Source organism: Antiquaquibacter metalliresistens, from assembly GCF_029211225.1.
Taxonomy (GTDB): Bacteria; Actinomycetota; Actinomycetes; order Actinomycetales; family Microbacteriaceae; genus Rhodoglobus; species Rhodoglobus metalliresistens.
Genome location: NZ_JARGEM010000001.1, coordinates 150,306 through 166,378, shown reverse-complemented (window position 1 = coordinate 166,378; position 16,073 = coordinate 150,306). Strand labels below are relative to the sequence as shown.

Annotated in this window: 16 protein-coding genes; 9 read left to right on the top strand and 7 right to left on the bottom strand. The window is 69.4% G+C overall.

The window, feature by feature from the left end; genetic code table 11:
- Positions 1 to 35 precede the first annotated feature (35 nt).
- Positions 36 to 1,091, bottom strand: a complete 1,056-nt coding sequence (locus tag PYV02_RS00790) for a zinc-dependent alcohol dehydrogenase family protein (protein ID WP_275755207.1) — start codon at positions 1,089 to 1,091, stop codon at positions 36 to 38.
- Between the two features lie 125 nt (positions 1,092 to 1,216).
- On the opposite strand from PYV02_RS00790, the gene PYV02_RS00785 reads away from it, so the two are divergent.
- The 3 genes from PYV02_RS00785 (at position 1,217) to PYV02_RS00775 (ending at position 4,772) form a co-directional block, all read left to right on the top strand.
- Positions 1,217 to 1,831 (top strand): TrmH family RNA methyltransferase, encoded by a 615-nt coding sequence (locus tag PYV02_RS00785; RefSeq protein ID WP_275755204.1) that lies wholly within the window; start codon positions 1,217 to 1,219, stop codon positions 1,829 to 1,831.
- 75 nt (positions 1,832 to 1,906) lie between these two features.
- Complete coding sequence (locus PYV02_RS00780) at positions 1,907 to 3,364, top strand: TolB family protein (RefSeq protein ID WP_275755202.1); 1,458 nt, start codon at positions 1,907 to 1,909, stop codon at positions 3,362 to 3,364.
- A 121-nt stretch (positions 3,365 to 3,485) separates the two neighbouring features.
- Positions 3,486 to 4,772, top strand: a complete 1,287-nt coding sequence (locus PYV02_RS00775) for an adenylosuccinate synthase (RefSeq protein WP_275755200.1) — start codon at positions 3,486 to 3,488, stop codon at positions 4,770 to 4,772.
- A 6-nt stretch (positions 4,773 to 4,778) separates the two neighbouring features.
- On the opposite strand, the gene PYV02_RS00770 is transcribed toward PYV02_RS00775, so the two are convergent.
- Positions 4,779 to 5,426: a hypothetical protein gene (locus PYV02_RS00770; protein WP_275755197.1), complete on the bottom strand. Its 648-nt coding sequence runs from the start codon at positions 5,424 to 5,426 to the stop codon at positions 4,779 to 4,781.
- Between the two features lie 26 nt (positions 5,427 to 5,452).
- Between PYV02_RS00770 and PYV02_RS00765 the strand changes: the two genes are divergently transcribed.
- Entirely contained in the window at positions 5,453 to 6,055 is a 603-nt protein-coding gene (locus tag PYV02_RS00765) for a GNAT family N-acetyltransferase (RefSeq protein ID WP_275755195.1), read from the top strand.
- Here the strand turns inward: PYV02_RS00765 and PYV02_RS00760 are convergent.
- Genes PYV02_RS00760 through PYV02_RS00745 form a run of 4 tightly spaced genes read right to left on the bottom strand, consistent with a single transcriptional unit; the run spans position 6,041 to position 9,808 of the window.
- The gene (locus PYV02_RS00760) at positions 6,041 to 7,510 is read right to left on the bottom strand and encodes a sodium/solute symporter (protein WP_275755194.1); all 1,470 of its coding nucleotides are present in this window, start codon (positions 7,508 to 7,510) and stop codon (positions 6,041 to 6,043) included. The genes PYV02_RS00765 and PYV02_RS00760 overlap by 15 nt on opposite strands.
- Positions 7,507 to 7,872 (bottom strand): DUF485 domain-containing protein, encoded by a 366-nt coding sequence (locus tag PYV02_RS00755; protein WP_275755192.1) that lies wholly within the window; start codon positions 7,870 to 7,872, stop codon positions 7,507 to 7,509. Before PYV02_RS00755 ends, PYV02_RS00760 begins: the two co-directional genes overlap by 4 nt.
- On the bottom strand, positions 7,869 to 8,606 hold the full coding sequence (locus tag PYV02_RS00750; RefSeq protein WP_275755190.1) for a LytR/AlgR family response regulator transcription factor: 738 nt from the start codon (positions 8,604 to 8,606) through the stop codon (positions 7,869 to 7,871). The genes PYV02_RS00755 and PYV02_RS00750 overlap by 4 nt, the downstream gene beginning before the upstream one ends.
- Positions 8,603 to 9,808, bottom strand: coding sequence for a sensor histidine kinase (locus PYV02_RS00745; protein ID WP_275755187.1), 1,206 nt, complete (start codon positions 9,806 to 9,808; stop codon positions 8,603 to 8,605). The genes PYV02_RS00750 and PYV02_RS00745 overlap by 4 nt, the downstream gene beginning before the upstream one ends.
- Positions 9,809 to 9,987: 179 nt before the next feature.
- Here PYV02_RS00745 and PYV02_RS00740 point away from each other — a divergent pair, with 179 nt between their 5' ends.
- The 5 genes from PYV02_RS00740 to PYV02_RS00720 all read left to right on the top strand — a co-directional run bounded on the left by PYV02_RS00740 (position 9,988) and on the right by PYV02_RS00720 (position 13,699).
- Entirely contained in the window at positions 9,988 to 10,338 is a 351-nt protein-coding gene (locus tag PYV02_RS00740; RefSeq protein WP_275755184.1) for a DUF485 domain-containing protein, read from the top strand.
- An 8-nt stretch (positions 10,339 to 10,346) separates the two neighbouring features.
- Entirely contained in the window at positions 10,347 to 11,942 is a 1,596-nt protein-coding gene (locus PYV02_RS00735; protein ID WP_275755182.1) for a solute symporter family protein, read from the top strand.
- A 98-nt stretch (positions 11,943 to 12,040) separates the two neighbouring features.
- Entirely contained in the window at positions 12,041 to 12,349 is a 309-nt protein-coding gene (locus PYV02_RS00730; RefSeq protein WP_275755180.1) for a chorismate mutase, read from the top strand.
- Entirely contained in the window at positions 12,346 to 13,251 is a 906-nt protein-coding gene (locus PYV02_RS00725) for an SDR family NAD(P)-dependent oxidoreductase (protein ID WP_275755179.1), read from the top strand. Before PYV02_RS00730 ends, PYV02_RS00725 begins: the two co-directional genes overlap by 4 nt.
- Positions 13,244 to 13,699, top strand: a complete 456-nt coding sequence (locus PYV02_RS00720; RefSeq protein WP_275755177.1) for a hypothetical protein — start codon at positions 13,244 to 13,246, stop codon at positions 13,697 to 13,699. The genes PYV02_RS00725 and PYV02_RS00720 overlap by 8 nt, the downstream gene beginning before the upstream one ends.
- Here the strand turns inward: PYV02_RS00720 and PYV02_RS00715 are convergent.
- A complete protein-coding gene (locus tag PYV02_RS00715; protein ID WP_275755174.1) occupies positions 13,660 to 16,071 on the bottom strand; it encodes an HAD-IC family P-type ATPase in 2,412 nt (803 codons plus the stop codon). The two genes, PYV02_RS00720 and PYV02_RS00715, sit on opposite strands and share 40 nt — an antisense overlap.
- Positions 16,072 to 16,073: the final 2 nt, after the last annotated feature.

Genomic DNA, 16,073 nt, shown 5'->3' with positions numbered 1-16,073 from the left:
AACAGGGGCCGACCGCACCCGATCGCCTCACCTCGTCACGCGTTGAGGATGACCTTGAGCGCCTTCGTCTCCGCGGCCCGCCCGAACACGTCGTACGCCTCCATGATGTCCGCGAGTGCGAACCGGTGGCTGATGAACTCGCTCGCCGGCAGCTTGTCTTGCGCGACCATCTTCAGCAGGGTGCCGAGGGTGTTCGTGTTCACGAGACCCATGGTCAGGGTGATGTTCGAGATCCAGAGGTCTTGCAGTGCGAGCTCGACGGGCTTGCCGTGCACGCCGACGTTCGCCACATGTCCGGCGGGACGCACGATGTCGACGCACATCTGGAAGGTCGTGGGCACCCCGACCGCCTCGATCGCGACATCCACGCCCAGACCGTCGGTGAGTGCGAGCACTTGCTGCTTCCAGTCCTTGTCGCTCCCGACGACGGCGTCGGTGGCGCCGAACCTCTTCGCCGCCTCGGTGCGGTTCGCGTCGAGGTCGATGGAGATGATGCGCGACGGTCCGTACAGGCCCGCGGTCGCGATCGCAGCGAGACCGACCGGGCCGGCGCCGACGACGGCCACGACATCCCCCGCCTTGATCGCCCCGTATTGCACACCGATCTCGTGACCGGTCGGCAGGATATCGGAGAGCACGCAACCGAGTTCGGGCGTGACACCCTTCGGCAGTGGGTACACCGAGGTCTCTGCGTACGGCACGCGCACGTACTCGGCCTGGGTGCCATCGATGAGGTGCCCGAAGATCCAGCCGATGCCGGAGGCCCCCTCCTCGCCGAGGCAGTGCGAGAACACGCCCAGCTTGCAGTACGAGCACTTGCCGCATGCCGAGACGCACGACAGGATCACCTGGTCGCCGACCTTGAGGGTGGTGACGGCAGCACCGATCTCGGTGATCGTGCCGACGCCCTCGTGACCGAGGATGCGACCGGGTGTCACCGCCGGCACATCGCCTTTGAGGATGTGCAGGTCGGTACCGCAGATCGTCGTCGCGTCCATCTTGACGATGATGTCGGTCGGGTGCTGGATGGTCGGGTTGGGAACGTCCTCCCAGGACTTCTCACCGGGACCCTTATAGACGAGTGCCTTCATTGCCGTTGCCTTTCGCTTCGCTCGCGTCGGGTGCCACCTGGGTGATCGACCGCGATCCTCTGGCCGAAGTTACGCTTGCGCTCGCGCCGCTGGAAGGCCAAAGGTCCCGCGACTACCCTCGGAGCATGGATGACGTCGCCCCCGTACACGGCGTCGGCCCCTGGTCCGGTCCCCACCCCACGGACGAGCGCTACGACCCGGAACTGCTGGAGCACGGCGACACCCGCAACGTCGTCGACGAGTACCGGTACTGGAGCATGGCGGCGATCGTCGCCGACCTCGATGCGCGCCGGCACCCGTTCCACGTCGCGATTGAGAACTGGCAGCACGACCTCAACATCGGCTCGATCGTGCGCAGCGCGAACGCGTTCCTCGCCCACACCGTGCACATCGTCGGGCGGCGGCGGTGGAACAAGCGCGGCGCGATGGTCACCGATCGCTACCAGCACGTGCAGTACCACGAGGATGTCGCGGCGCTCGCCGCGTGGGCGAATGCCGAGGGTCTGCCGATCGTTGCGATCGACAACGTGCCCGGTTCGGTGATTCTCGAGACCTTCGCGCTACCGCAGCGCTGTGTGCTGTTGTTCGGTCAGGAGGGACCGGGCCTCTCCACGGAGGCGATCGAGGCAGCGGATGTCGTGGTCGAGATCAGCCAGTTCGGTTCGACCCGCAGCATCAACGCCGCGGCCGCGGCCGCCGTGACGATGCACACCTGGATCGTCCAGCACGTGAGGTTCTGAGCGCAGCACTGTGTGCCGCTGGCACAACTGCGATAGGGTCGCGAGGTATCCCTCTCGATGACAGAACGGTTCCCAATGTCCGCAATCCGGTCGCGCTTGCTTGCGATTGCCGCCTTCGCCACCACGGCGAGCTTGGTCTCCGTCGCCCCGGCCCTCGCCGCGACTCCGATCGTCGGTGAGACGCAGCTGGTCAGCGTCAACACCGGCGGCGCGAGTTCGGGGCAATTCGTCAGCAGCGGGCAGGTCTCGGCGAACGGTCGCTACGTGGTCTTCGCCTCGACGGCGCAGGACCTCGTGACCGTGCCTGCGGCAACGGGCGGGCAGTACGACGTCTTCCGTCGCGACCTGCTCACCGGCGTGACGGTGCTCGTCAGCTTCGACGCCACGGGTCTTCAGCAGGCGAACGCAGGATCGGGCGGCGCCGCGGTGTCGGCGGATGGTCGATACGTCGTGTTCACCTCGACGGCCACCGACATCGACCCGCTCGACACGAGCACAGACGACGATGTCTTCCTGCGCGACATGGACCTCTGCGTCACGACGCTCGTGAGCGTCAACGCCGTGGGCACGGCGGGCGGTGACAGCTATTCCTCCAACCCCGCGATTTCTGGGGATGGCTCGATCGTCACGTTCACCTCGGATGCCTCCGACCTGGTCGCGACGGACACCAACGGTGTGATGGATGTCTTCTTCCGCACCGTCTCCGCCGCGATTCCGGTCACCGCGCTCGTGAGCCTTCGCACCACGCTGGATCAGATGACGGCAAGCTCCGGCTCCGCGCCGGCCTCCCTTTCGTTCGACGGCCGGTATGTGGCGTACGACTCACTGGACCAGAGCATCTTCCCCTCGGGCAGCACCGGGTCCCAGATCTACCGCAGGGACCTGACGACCGGCGAGACCCTCGGGGTCAGCCATGACCGTCACGGGGGCAGCGGTCCCAACGCGTTCTCCCCGTCGATCTCCTCCGACGGCTCGCTCGTCGCGTTCTCGTCGACGTCCGATCAGATGTATCCGAATGACACGAATGGCGTCGAGGACGTCTTTGTGCGCTCGCTCGTCGACGACTCGCTGACGGTCGTGAGCGTGCCCCGCACGAGCGGCGGCGGTACCGCGGGCGCCTCGGAGTCCCCATCCATCTCGGGCGACGGCAGGTTCGTCGCCTTCGAATCGGAGGGAACCGACCTCGTCGCAGACCCGGTCACGGGCAATGGCGACATCTATGTTCGTTCGCTCGCGGCGGGTACGACGACCCTGGTGTCCATGAACCTCGCCGGCACCGGCGGGGGGAGCGATCGATCGTACGGGGCAAGTTTGTCGGGCGACGGGTCGATCGCAGCCTTCGCCTCGGATGCCGACGACCTGACCTCGAACGACGCCAATGGTGCCACCGACATGTTCGCTCGCGGCCTCGACGTCACCGTCGCCGCGAAGCCCGCGCTCGCGGCGACCGGCCTCGACGCCGCCCCGGTGCTCGCACTCGGTCTCGTGCTGCTCGTCGCCGGCGGGCTCGTGGTTCACCGGCGCCGCGCCTGACCGCTTCTTCCTTCGGCTGCGCACGCCGGCATCGATAGACTGTGGTGTAATCCCCAAACCGCACGGCCATCGCACGCGCCGGAACGACGGGCTTCGCTCGCCCGTCTGAGGAGGAAAATCCATGCCTGGAATCGTGATCGTCGGCGCCCAGTGGGGCGACGAGGGCAAAGGCAAGGCCACCGATCTGCTGGCCGACCGCATCGACTACGTCGTCAAGTTCAACGGCGGCAACAACGCCGGCCACACCGTGGTGGTGGGCGACCAGAAGTATGCGCTGCACCTGCTGCCGTCGGGCATCCTGACCCCCGGGGTTGTGCCGATCATCGGCAACGGTGTCGTCGTCGACCTCGAGGTGCTCTTCGACGAGCTCGAGGCCCTGTCCAGCCGTGGACTGGATGTCTCCAAGCTCGTCGTGAGCGCGAACGCCCACGTCATCACGCAGTACCACCGCACGCTCGACAAGGTCACCGAGCGCTTCCTCGGCAAGCGGCAGATCGGCACGACCGGGCGCGGCATCGGGCCGGCGTACGCCGACAAGATCAACCGGGTCGGCATCCGGATCCAAGACCTCTTCGACGAGAACATCCTGCGGCAGAAGGTGGAGGGTGCGCTGCACCAGAAGAACCACCTGCTCGTGAAGATCTACAACCGGCGGGCGATCGCGGTCGAGGAGATCGTCGACGATCTGCTGCAGTACACCGAGCGCCTGCGCCCCATGGTGGCCGACACCGGGCTGCTGCTCGATGGCGCGCTCGCCGACGGCAAGACCGTCGTGTTCGAGGGCGGCCAGGCGACGATGCTGGATGTCGACCACGGCACCTACCCGTTCGTCACCTCCTCGAACGCGACCGCCGGCGGCGCGGCGACCGGATCCGGTGTCGGGCCGAATCGGCTCGACCGCATCATCGGCATCGTCAAGGCCTACACGACGCGCGTCGGGTCGGGTCCGTTCCCGACCGAGCTGCTGGACGAGTCCGGCGAGTGGCTGCGGGCGCGCGGTTTCGAATTCGGCACGACCACGGGCCGCCCGCGGCGCACCGGGTGGTACGACGCTCCGATCGCGCGCTACGCCTCGCGCATCAACGGGCTGACCGACTTCGTGCTCACCAAGCTCGACGTGCTCACCGGCCTCGAGACGATCCCGGTGTGCGTCGCCTACGACGTCGACGGACAGCGCTTCGACGAGGTGCCGGTCTCCCAGTCCGACTTCCACCACGCGCGGCCGATCTTCGAGCACTTCCCCGGTTGGAGCGAGGACATCACCGGGGTTCGCGAGTTCGACGACCTGCCGAAGACCGCCCGCGACTACGTGCTCGCACTCGAGGCGATGAGCGGCACCCGCATCTCCGCCATCGGCGTCGGCCCGGACCGCGAGGCGATCATCGTGCGGCACGACCTGGTGGGCTGACCGGGGTCAGGTCACGCTGGCGAACCAGGCGAGCCCGGTGATGCAGCCGAGCGTCGCAGCGATCGCCGTCACAGCGATCGGGAGCAGCCAGTGGCCGGCGTTCGGTCGCACCGTGCCATCGGAGTTCGGCCCGCGCATGGCCAGTATCGACCGGCCGGCGCCCTCTTCGATGAACTCGCGACCGTCGGCAGTGCGACGCCCGAGGATCACCCGGCGCGGACTCGCGCGCAGCTCGAGCACGAGCGGTACCAGCCCCATGATCACGAACAGGATGCCGATGAACAGGCCCGTCGGATCGCCGTAGGTCACGAAGCTCATGAGAAATGCAGCGCCAAGCCCGACGAACAGGATCGGCCAGGCCAGGGAGAGCAGCGGCGTGCCGAATCCCTGTGAGAGCCACAGTGCGATCCCGACCGCGGCGAGTCCGCCGAGGATGCTGAGGGGGGCGAAGCCGGCGACGGCCGCCGGGCACTCGACCGCGATCTCGTAGGCGCCGCCGCTGGCGCAGAATCCGCCGAGGGCCATGACGGTGAGCGAGACCTGGAACAACAGCGTGAAGCAGAGCGCGAAGCCGAACCACCCGATCGCGGAACCGAGGATGCGCACCAGCGGGGAGTCCCGCCATCCGGCCTTCGCGTCAGCTGAGTAGGTCACGACCACACTGTAGGAGACTGGATGCCGTGTCAGCCACCATTCCGCCGCGGCGCGTGCTCGAGGGACGCGGCATCCGTCTCGAACCGCTGACGGTCGACGACCTGCCCGAGTTGTTCGCGGCGATCGGCGTGCCGGAGGTCTTCGCCGCGGGGTACGGCGGGGGCCCGACCGGGTTTCGGGACACCGAGGCCGGCTTCGTGGAGTTCGGTCGCTCGTACTACCCCTGGCGCGACGGCAACGTCTACGGTGTGCGGCTCGCGAGTGGCGACCTGGTCGGCACCTCCACGCTCAGCGATTTCGACGAACGGCGCGAGCACGCCCACCTGGGGTGGACGGCGTACGCGCCACGCGTCTGGGGCACCTTCGTCAACCCCGAGGCGAAGCTGCTGCTGCTCGAGGAGGCGTTCGCGCACGGCTTCGGTCGCGTGAAGCTCCAGGCCGACGCGGTGAACGCGCGGTCGCGGGCAGCCATCCTGAAGCTGGGGGCCACGTTCGAGGGCGTCGTGCGACGCGACATGCCCCGACCCGATGGCACGTGGCGGGACTCCGCGGTGTACTCGATCCTGGCCGAGGAGTGGCCCGAGGTGCGCGAGCGACTGCGCTCGCGGCTCGTCTCAGCCGGTCAGTGAGCGCTCCGGCGTGTGGAGCCGGGTGAGGAACCGCGCCGCGTTGCGCGGTGCACCCCGCCGATCGAGACGTGACGCCAGCACGGTGACGGCGAAGGCCAGCGGCACCGTCCAGGCAGCGGGCTGTTGCAGCATGCCGCGCAACCAGATCGGCTCGCCCCCGACGAACTGACCGACGAGGATCGCCGCGCCGCACGCCACCGCCCCGGTGAGCATGCCGGCGATCGCGCCGCGCGCGGTCAGCCCGCGCCACCAGATGCCGAGCAGCAGCACCGGGCACAGGGTGGACGCCGTGAAGGCGAACACGAGCCCGACGCTGCCGGCGAGGCCGCCGCTGGCCGTCGTCAGGGCCACCGCCAGCGGGACGAGGGATGACGCCACCGCCGCAATCCGGAACCCGCGCACGCTCCCCCCGAACAGATCCTGACTGATCACCCCCGCGAGCGAGACGACCAGGCCGGACGAGGTGGACAGGAACGCCCCGAACGCCCCGGCGATCACCAGCGCGGTGAGGGCATCGCCGAGCGGGCCGGGCACGAGCATGCCGGGCAGCAGCAGCACGAGGGCGTCGGCGGCGCCCTCGGCGGCGAGCTCGGGGGCGAACACCCGGCCGAGGAGTCCGAAGACCGTCGGGAACAGGTAGAACACTGACAGCAGGCCGAGCACGATGAGAGTCGTGCGGCGGGCGGCAGCGCCATCCGGATTCGTGTAGAACCGCACCAGCACGTGCGGCAGTCCCATCGTGCCCAGCAGCAGTGCCACCGCCAGGGAGATCACCCTGTACGCGTCGCCGTGGACGACGGGGGCGGCCGCGAAGGCGATCGACGGGTCGAGGCGGCCGATCGCGGGATCGCGCACGACGATCAGCAGGAAGACCGCGGGCACCGCCAGCGCCGTCAGCTTGAGCCAGAACTGGAAGGCCTGCACGAAGGTGATGGAGCGCATACCGCCCGCCGCCACGATCACGCCGACGATCACCGCGATCGCGATGGAGCCGATCCACGGCGGCAGGCCGGTGGTGATGCCGACGGTGAGTGCCGCGCCCTGCAGCTGCGGCACGATGTAGAACCAGCCGATGATGATGACGAGCGCGCTGGTGATGCGGCGCACCGCGCGGGACTCGAGGCGAGCCTGCGTGAAGTCCGGGATCGTGTAGGCGCCGGATCGACGCAACGGAGCGGCCACGAACAGCAGCAGCATGAGGTAGCCGGCGGTGTAGCCGATCGGAAACCAGAACGCGTCTTTGCCCTGCAACAGGATGAGCCCCGCGATGCCGAGAAAGCTCGCCGCCGAGAGGTACTCGCCTCCGATCGCGGAGGCGTTCCACCACGGTCGCACCTGACGGGAGGCGACGTAGAAGTCGCTCGTGGTGCGCGAGAACCGCAACCCGAAGAAGCCGATCGCGGCGGTGACCACGGTGACGCCGGCGATCGCGAGATAGCCCACGACCGGGTTCATTCGGGCTCCGCGAGCGAGCGGTACCGCGCCTCGTTGCGCGCGGCGGCGCGCACGTAGACGATCGCGACGACAATCGCGATCGGGTACACGCCGAACCCGAGCAGCCACCACGACAGCGGCAGGTCCGCGACGAGCAGCGTCTCCAGCCGGGGCAGCAGCGCGAAGCTGAGCGGGATCGCGATCAGAGAGAGAATGAACACGCTCGCGCACAGCAGCCCCAACCGCAGCTGCGAGCGCAGCAGCGATCGCGCGTACTCGATGCCGACATCGCTGTCGTTCGTCGGCGCATGGGAGAGGCCCGGTCGGGGTTCGCCAGCGCGGGGCGCCGTGACCCGCACGCGGGCCGGCACCGGTTGGGTCATCGCCGCGACCTCAGCCGGTTCGCCGCCAGCGCCTCGCGCAGCGAGGGGAGCAGTCGGCGGCTCACCGGCAACTCGACCCCCTCGAGTTCGACCGCGGGATGCGGACCGGCCAACCGCAGCCGAGTGACGTGGCGCAACGCGACCAGATACGAGCGGTGGATGCGAACGAACCCGTGTGCGGCCCACTGCCGCTCGAGGTCGGCCATGGGGATGCGAGCCAGGTGCGACCCACTGGCGGTGTGCAGCCGCGCGTAGTCGCCCTGTGCCTGCACGAAGCGCACCTCGTCGCGTTGGATCATGCGCGTGGTGCTGCCGACGCTCACCGTGACGAACGACTGCTGGTCCGCGGTCTGCGGTGCCGGTGCCCCGGTCTGCAGCGACTGGATGACGCGGCTCAACGACCGCTCGAGCCTGGCCGCACGCACCGGCTTGAGCAGGTAGTCGACGGCGGCGAGCTCGAACGCCTCGATCGCGCCCTCCTCGTCCGCGGTCACGAACACGAGCGCCGGTCGCCGGTCGAAGCGGGCGAGTGTGCGGGCCAGGTCGAAGCCGGAAAGGCCGGGCATGTGGATGTCGAGGAACACGGCATCCACGGACTCCGCCGTCAGCTGCCGCACCGCATCGGCCCCCGAGGCGGCGCGGTGCACCACGCTGACGCGCGGGTCGTGGCCGAGCAGGTACGCGAGCTCGTCCAGCGCCGGCTGCTCGTCGTCCGCGATGAGCACCGAGATCACGAGGCGAACCTCACGCCGGGGGTGACATCGCGGCCGGGCTGCGACTTCGGAACCCGCAGCGTGACCAGGGTGCCCGCCCGCAGGTTGGTTTCGACGACGAGCCCATGCTCGTCGCCGTAGACGCGGCGCAGGCGGGCGTCCACGTTCCGCAGGCCGACATGGGCGCTCGATGGGCGGCCGGCGAGCACGTCTCGCAGGGCCTCCGGGTCGATGCCGACCCCGTCATCCTCGACCGTGATCTCCGCGTACGCTCCCGAGTCGGCCGCGGTGATCGTGATGCGCCCGCCCCCCTCCAGGCCCTCCAGCCCGTGGCGCACCGCGTTCTCGACGAGCGGCTGGATGCTGAGGAAGGGGATGACGGTGCCCAGCACCTCGGGAGCGATCTGCAGCGAGACCGCAAGGCGGTCGCCGAATCGAGCCCGCTCGAGCTTCAGGTAGTTGTCGATGCTGCCGAGCTCCTCGGCGAGCGTCGTGAAGTCGCTGTCGCGTCGAAAGGAGTAGCGCGTGAAATCGGCGAACTCGAGCACGAGATCGCGCGCCTTGGCGGGGTCGCTGTTGATGAACGAGGCGATCGCGTTGAGCGCGTTGTAGATGAAGTGCGGACTGATCTGTGCACGCAGGCCACGAACCTCGGACTCGGCGAGCGCGGCCCGGGACGCGTCGAGCTCGGCGAGCTCGAGCTGCGCCGCGACCCACTCGGCGACCTCGCCGGTGGCGCGCACGAGACCGGGTCGCACCGCGGGCGCGAAGGCGACCACCGCGCCGACGGCGCGATCCCCACTGCGGATGGGCGCGGCGACCGCGTGGAAGACGTCACGGTGGGAACGCACGGCGTCACGCAGGATCTCCTCGCGCCCGGACACCCGAACGGATGACGCGAGCCGCTCCGCCGCGGCCGCCCAGTCCGCACCCCCTTCGCCGTCGATGGCGAGCACCCCGCGCTCGTCGGCGAGGGCGAGGGCGTGGCAGTCGAGCAGGGAACGCAACTGCCGGGCGGCCTTGGCCGGTTCGCCCCCGACGAGTCCGCCCCGAAGATGGGTCGCAGCGCGTGAGGCGAGGTGCAGGGTCGTGTAGGTGGCGCGTTCGGCGTCCGTCGCGAACTCGGAGCGCCGCGCGAATCGCCGCGCGAACACCACGATCGCAGCCGCAACGATCCCCAGAAGGCACCCGCCAGCCAGGGCGAGCAGCGTCGACTCGGCCATGAACCTCACGATAGGCCATCGTTCGCCGACCCGGCAGTGCCGTTCGTCGCAGCACAGCCGCCGCTGAGCGACGACGAACGGCGCGCGGCGGCGCGCACGCCCGTCGTGCGCGACAGTGAACCGACCTGACCGATGGCGCGCGGGTGATGAGCCCGCGCCGCAAGCACGGAGGAGCATCCATGGGCAACGACGCCCCCGCCAGCACGGAGCCGACCGAGGCCGACTTCGTTCGAATCCAGCAATCGGACGACTTCAGACGACTGCGCAAACGACTGCGCGGGTTCGTCTTCCCCGTCGCCGCCGCGAGTCTGCTCTGGTACCTCGCCTATGTGCTGCTCGCGGCCTACGCGAAGGACTTCATGTCCATCCCGGTGATCGGCAGCATCAACGTCGGCCTGGTGCTCGGGCTCGCGCAGGTCGTGACCACGTTCGCGGTCACGATGATCTACGTCTCCTTCGCCAACCGCAGCCTCGACCCGCTCGCGGCCGAGATCCGCGACGAGGCCGAGACCGCAGGGGTGGTGCGCTGATGGTCTTCATGGAGACGGCGACCTCGCCCGGCAACCCGATTCTCAACATCGCGATCTTCGGCGCGTTCGTCGCCATCACGATCGTCATCGTGATCCGCGCCAGCCGGAACAACAAGACCGCCGCCGACTACTACGCCGCCGGTCGATCGTTCACCGGGCCGCAGAACGGTGCGGCCATCGCCGGCGACTACCTGTCGGCGGCATCCTTCCTCGGCATCGCCGGCGCGATTGCGATCACCGGCTACGACGGCTTTCTGTACTCCATCGGCTTCCTCGTCGCGTGGCTCGTCGCGCTGCTGCTGGTGGCCGAGCTGCTGCGCAACACCGGCAAGTACACGATGGCCGATGTGCTCTCGTTCCGGCTGAAGCAACGCCCCGTGCGCATCGCCGCGGCGACGACCACGCTCGTGGTGTGCTTCTTCTATCTGCTCGCGCAGATGGCCGGGGCGGGCGGGCTGGTCTCGCTGCTGCTGGGCATCAACGACCGGGTCGGTCAGTCGGTGGTCATCACCATCGTCGGCGCGCTCATGATCCTCTACGTGCTCATCGGCGGCATGAAGGGCACCACCTGGGTGCAGATCATCAAGGCCGTGCTGCTGATCGTCGGTGCCGGCGTGATGACGGTGTGGGTGCTCGCGCTCCACGGCTTCAATCTCTCGACCCTGCTCGACCACGCCGTCGAGACCGCGGGCAACCCTGCGATCCTCGATCCCGGAATCAAGTACGGCGTGAACGCGATCACGCAGATCGACTTCGTTTCGCTCGGGCTCGCCCTCGTGCTGGGCACCGCCGGTCTGCCGCACGTGCTCATGCGGTTCTACACGGTGCCCACCGCGAAGGAGGCCCGCCGTTCGGTGGTCTGGGCGATCTGGCTCATCGGCATCTTCTACGTCTTCACACTCGTGCTGGGCTACGGCGCCGCGGCGCTCATCGGACCGGACGTGATCGCGGCGGCTCCGGGCGGCGCGAACTCAGCGGCTCCCCTGCTCGCGTTCGAGCTGGGCGGACCGATCCTGCTCGGCCTTATCTCGGCGGTGGCGTTCGCGACCATCCTCGCGGTGGTGGCGGGCCTGACCATCACGGCGGCGGCATCCTTTGCGCACGACATCTACGCGAACGTGGTGAAGAAGGGCAAGGCCAAGCCCGAGGAGGAAGTGAAGGTGGCGCGGCGCACGGTCGTCGTGATCGGTATCGTCGCGATCATCGGCGGCATCGGCGCGAACGGACAGAACATCGCGTTCCTGGTCGCGCTCGCCTTCGCCGTCGCGGCATCTGCGAACCTGCCGACCATCCTCTACTCGCTGTTCTGGAAGCGGTTCACGACGCGGGGCGCGGTCTGGAGCATGGTGGGTGGACTCGCGTCGTCCATCATCCTGATCGCCTTCTCCCCCGTGGTGTCGGGGTCGCCGACCTCGATGATCCCCGGTGTGAACTTCGCGTTCTTCCCGCTCTCCAACCCGGGCCTGATCTCGATTCCGCTGGCGTTCTTCCTCGGCTGGCTCGGCACGGTGCTCGATCGCAAGAAGGAGGACCCGGGCAAGCAGGCGGAGATGGAGGTGCGGTCGTTGACCGGCATCGGCGCCGAGAAGGCCATCCACCACTGACGCCTCGTCGTCACACCCCCCATCGTCGGCGGGGCCGGATCGCCAGGGTCCGGCCCCGCCGATCAGTTCTGTGTGCGGCCAGCCGTTATCGTTGAGCGATGAACGAGAACCAGCCGCCTGCCGAGCTGACGAGTCTGCGGCAGAGCATCGACAACATCGATGCCGCGCTCGTGCACCTGCTCGCGGAGCGCTTCAAGTTCACGCAGCGCGTCGGTCGCTTGAAGGCCGAGACCGGGCTGCCTCCGTCGGATCCCGAGCGTGAGCGCGTGCAGATCGCGCGACTGCGTCAGCTCGCTTCGGAGTCGCACCTCGACCCTGACCTCGCCGAGAAGTTTCTGAACTTCATCATCGCTGAGGTCATCCACCACCACGAGCAGATCGCCACGGGCGCCATCGAGACGCCGTGACGACGCCGTCGCAACACGGTCGCACGGCCGTGGTCACCGGTGCCGGCCGGGGCGTCGGCTACTTCGTGGCCGAAGGGCTGGCCGCCGCGGGCGCCCGAGTGGTGCTCACCACGCGCTCGGCGTCGCAGGCCGAGGTCGCGCTCGCCTCGATCCGTGCCCGCGTACCCGATGCGCAACTCGAACACGTCACGCTCGACCTCGCCTCGCTCGCCTCCGTTCGCACGGCCGCGAAAGAGCTCGCTGCCTACGCTCCGATCGACGTGCTCGTCAACAACGCCGGGCGCACCTCCGCGCCGCGTCGTCGCGAGACCACCGCCGACGGCTTCGAGACCATGGTCGGCACGAACGCGTACGGCCCGTTCGCGCTCACGGCGCTGCTCTGGCCGTCGCTGAGCCGGAATGCCCGGGTGATCTGGCTCGGCAGCCTCGCGACCCGACTGTCCAAGGCCGACCTGGCCGACCTCCAGCAGGAGCGCGGCCGCTTCTCGGTCTCGCGCGCATACGCCGCCTCGAAGCACGCGGTGCACGCGATCGCGCTCGAACTGGACCGTCGGGCGCGGGCCCGGGGACTCGCCGTTCGTTCGATCCTGGCCCATCCCGGTTTCGCGCTCGACGCCACGTCGGCGCGTCGTGCCGGGATCACCGACACCGGGTCCGCGGGCCAGAAGCTCGGCGATTGGCTGCTGCGACCCATGGCGCACGGCAAGGATCGCGGGGCCGCCCCTGTCATCCGTGCGGCAACCGATCCCGACGTGCAGGGCGGCCAGTTCTTCGGGCCGAGGTTCTCGACGGTCGGCCGGCCCGCGCCGACCACACCCGTGGCTCAGAGCGCCGAACCCGCGTTCGGCGCCGAGGTGTGGCGGCTCGCCGAGGAGGCGACCGGCGTCACCTTCGATGTCTGACCTGTCGGCGCTGCTGCGCCGCACGGTCGAGGAGCTCGAGGCACGGGAGCTTCCCGACGAGGCGCTCGCCGAGGAGCGCAACTCGCGTTGGCGGGGGCGCCGGCTGGTCCCCGCGGGCCGAGCGTGGCGGCTCGGCGTGCTGCTGCTCGATCGAAATGGCCGGCTGTACGCGACCGGCCAGGTCACGCGGGCGATCGAGCCGCTGCGAGGGGTCGCGAACAAGTCGCCGGATGCCGAGGTGCGGCGGGAGCATCGCCGCGCCGCGGCGCGCGGGCGCTTTCCGGAAGGGGAGACCGTCAACTTCGACTATCGGGCGATCGAGCTCGAGCCACCGGGCGATCCGCTCGTCGTCGACGGGAGCTCGGTGCTGGTGCGCTGGAACGGCACGGCGACGCGACCGCTCGGGGACTACCTCGCCGAGCGCGTGGACCTGCTCGCCGGCGCCTGAGAGCCGCGGGCGCCCCCGAACCGGTAGAGCACCTCGAGCACGACGGTGCCCACTGCGGCGGCGGCCACCGAGATCAGGATGAGTTCGAGCGGGGGCACCTCGAGCTGCAGGAACTCGCGGGCGATCGGCGTCGCCAGCACGAGCACCAGCCCGACGTACATCGCGGCGACGAGGCAGGCCTTCCACCAGTTGAACGGCCGACTGAGGATCACGAGCACCCAGAGGCCCGTGAGCGTGAGGGTGATGACCGCGGTGCCCTGGATCGCTGCGGTGTCGAACTGCCCACTGAGGTAGGCGTAGGCCACGACCGGGATGAGCACCCCCGCGATGGTGAGCCCGGAGGGGATGCAGAATCTGGCCGCCCTGCCCAAGAACCCCGCGAGATAGCGCGGGTGGTTCGGCAGCAGGGCGAGCACGAGGGCCGGGAGACCGATGGTGAGCCCGTCGACGATCGAGAGCTGGCGCGGCAGGAACGGGTACGGCCAGAGCACCGCGCCGAAGAAGACCGCGAGTGCGATCGCATAGACCGTCTTCGAGAGGAAGAGCTTCGCGAGCCGCTCGACGTTGGCGATGACCTTGCGGCCCTCGGCGACCACGCGCGGCAGGTGGGAGAACTGGCCGTCCAGCAGCACGATGCGGGCGACGGCACGCGTGGCGGGCGCGCCGGAGCCCATCGCGATGCCGAGGTCGGCGTGCTTCAGCGCGAGGGCGTCGTTCACGCCGTCGCCGGTCATCGCCACCGTGTGCCCGGCCGACTGCAGGGCGATCACCATGTCCTTCTTCTGCGCGGGGGTGACGCGGCCGAACACCCGCTCGCGTGACATCACCTCGGCCAGCGCCGCGGCATCCTCGGGCAGGTCCCGGGCGTCGAATCCGTGCCCCGTCACGGTCATCCCCGCAGCGCGCGCGACCGAGGCGACGGTGCGCGGGTCGTCGCCGGAGATGATGCAGAGATCCACGCCCTCCGCGTCGAAGTACTCGAGAATCCGGCGCGCGTCGGGGCGGAGCTTCTCGCGGAAGGTCAGGAAGGCCACGGGGGTGATGGCATCGGGCAGCAGCTCGGAGTCCGCCTGCTGCGTCGTCATGGGCTCGGGCACGTGCGCGAGCATGAGCGTGCGGGCGCCGGCGCTGGTGAGTTGCCTCGCGCGGTCGAGCACGGCATCCTCGTCCGCGACCAGGATGTCGGGTCCGCCGAGCAGCCACGTGCCACGCGCCCGCCCATCGTCGAAGCTCACCGCGCTCCACTTGCGTGCCGAAGAGAACTCGACGGTCGAGACCGGCTCGGGCGCGGCATCCGTGAACGCGCCGGCGAGGGCTCGCGCGGTGGCGTTGGCGTGCACGTCGGCGCCGAACCACGCGAGCGCGTGCCGCCAACCCCGCGGTTCGGTGAGCACCTCGACCGCCTCGAACTCGACGCCGCCCTCGGTGAGCGTGCCGGTCTTGTCGAGGCAGAGAATGTCGACGCGCGCGAGCCCTTCGACCGCCGCCAGTTCCTGCACGAGCACCCCGCGGCGGCCGAGCTGCACCGCTCCGACGGCGAGGGCCACGCTCGTCATGAACACGAGCCCTTGCGGCACCATCCCGATCAGGCTGGCGACGGACGCGACCGCGGCCTCACGCCAGGCACCACTCTCGATCGCAGCCTGCCAACCCCCGCGCGCCTGCATCTGACCGTTGACGACGATCGCGCCGATCGGCAGCAGCAGCCAGCTGATCCATCGGATGACCCGCGCGATCGACGTGCGCAGCTCCGAGTTGACCAGCGAGAACTGCTTCGCCTCCCTCGTCACCCGGTTCGCGTAGGAGTCGCCGCCCACGCGCACCACGCGGGCGACACCGTTGCCGGCGACGATGCTGGAGCCGGAGAGCACCTCGCGGCCGACGGTGCCGGCGACCGGTTCCGCCTCGCCCGTGAGCAGCGACTCGTCGAGTTCGAGACGGCCGTCCTCGATCACGATCGCGTCGGCGACCACCTGATCGCCGGTGGAAAGCAGGATGACATCGTCGAGGACGACCTCGGCGATCGCGATCTCCTGCACGACGCCGTCGCGCAGCACGCGGGCCTTCTGGGCGTGGAGCACGCTCAGGCGGCTGAGCGTGAGCTTCGCCCGGAACTCCTGCACCACCCCGATGAGCACGTTGGCGATGAGGAACCCGCCGAAGAGGGCGTCCTGCCAGTAGCCGAGCAGCAGCACGAGCAGGAAGCCCGCGCCCGCGATGGCGTTGAACAGGGTGAAGACGTTGGCGTAGAGGATTCGAAGGAACGACCGGCCCGTGTCATCCGGCAGCGTGTTGACCTCGCCGCGCTCACGGCGTTCGCGCACCTCGGCGGACGTCAGGCCGATGCCGGCCGTCGCCCCGAGGTCGGTCACGA

Coding starts and splice junctions, on each gene's coding strand:
- PYV02_RS00790 (WP_275755207.1), bottom strand. CDS start 1,091: ATGAAGGCACTCGTCTATAAGGGTCCCGGTGAGAAGTCCTGGGAGGAC.
- PYV02_RS00785 (WP_275755204.1), top strand. CDS start 1,217: ATGGATGACGTCGCCCCCGTACACGGCGTCGGCCCCTGGTCCGGTCCC.
- PYV02_RS00780 (WP_275755202.1), top strand. CDS start 1,907: ATGTCCGCAATCCGGTCGCGCTTGCTTGCGATTGCCGCCTTCGCCACC.
- PYV02_RS00775 (WP_275755200.1), top strand. CDS start 3,486: ATGCCTGGAATCGTGATCGTCGGCGCCCAGTGGGGCGACGAGGGCAAA.
- PYV02_RS00760 (WP_275755194.1), bottom strand. CDS start 7,510: ATGAACCCGGTCGTGGGCTATCTCGCGATCGCCGGCGTCACCGTGGTC.
- PYV02_RS00755 (WP_275755192.1), bottom strand. CDS start 7,872: ATGACCCAACCGGTGCCGGCCCGCGTGCGGGTCACGGCGCCCCGCGCT.
- PYV02_RS00745 (WP_275755187.1), bottom strand. CDS start 9,808: ATGGCCGAGTCGACGCTGCTCGCCCTGGCTGGCGGGTGCCTTCTGGGG.
- PYV02_RS00740 (WP_275755184.1), top strand. CDS start 9,988: ATGGGCAACGACGCCCCCGCCAGCACGGAGCCGACCGAGGCCGACTTC.
- PYV02_RS00735 (WP_275755182.1), top strand. CDS start 10,347: ATGGAGACGGCGACCTCGCCCGGCAACCCGATTCTCAACATCGCGATC.
- PYV02_RS00730 (WP_275755180.1), top strand. CDS start 12,041: ATGAACGAGAACCAGCCGCCTGCCGAGCTGACGAGTCTGCGGCAGAGC.
- PYV02_RS00720 (WP_275755177.1), top strand. CDS start 13,244: ATGTCTGACCTGTCGGCGCTGCTGCGCCGCACGGTCGAGGAGCTCGAG.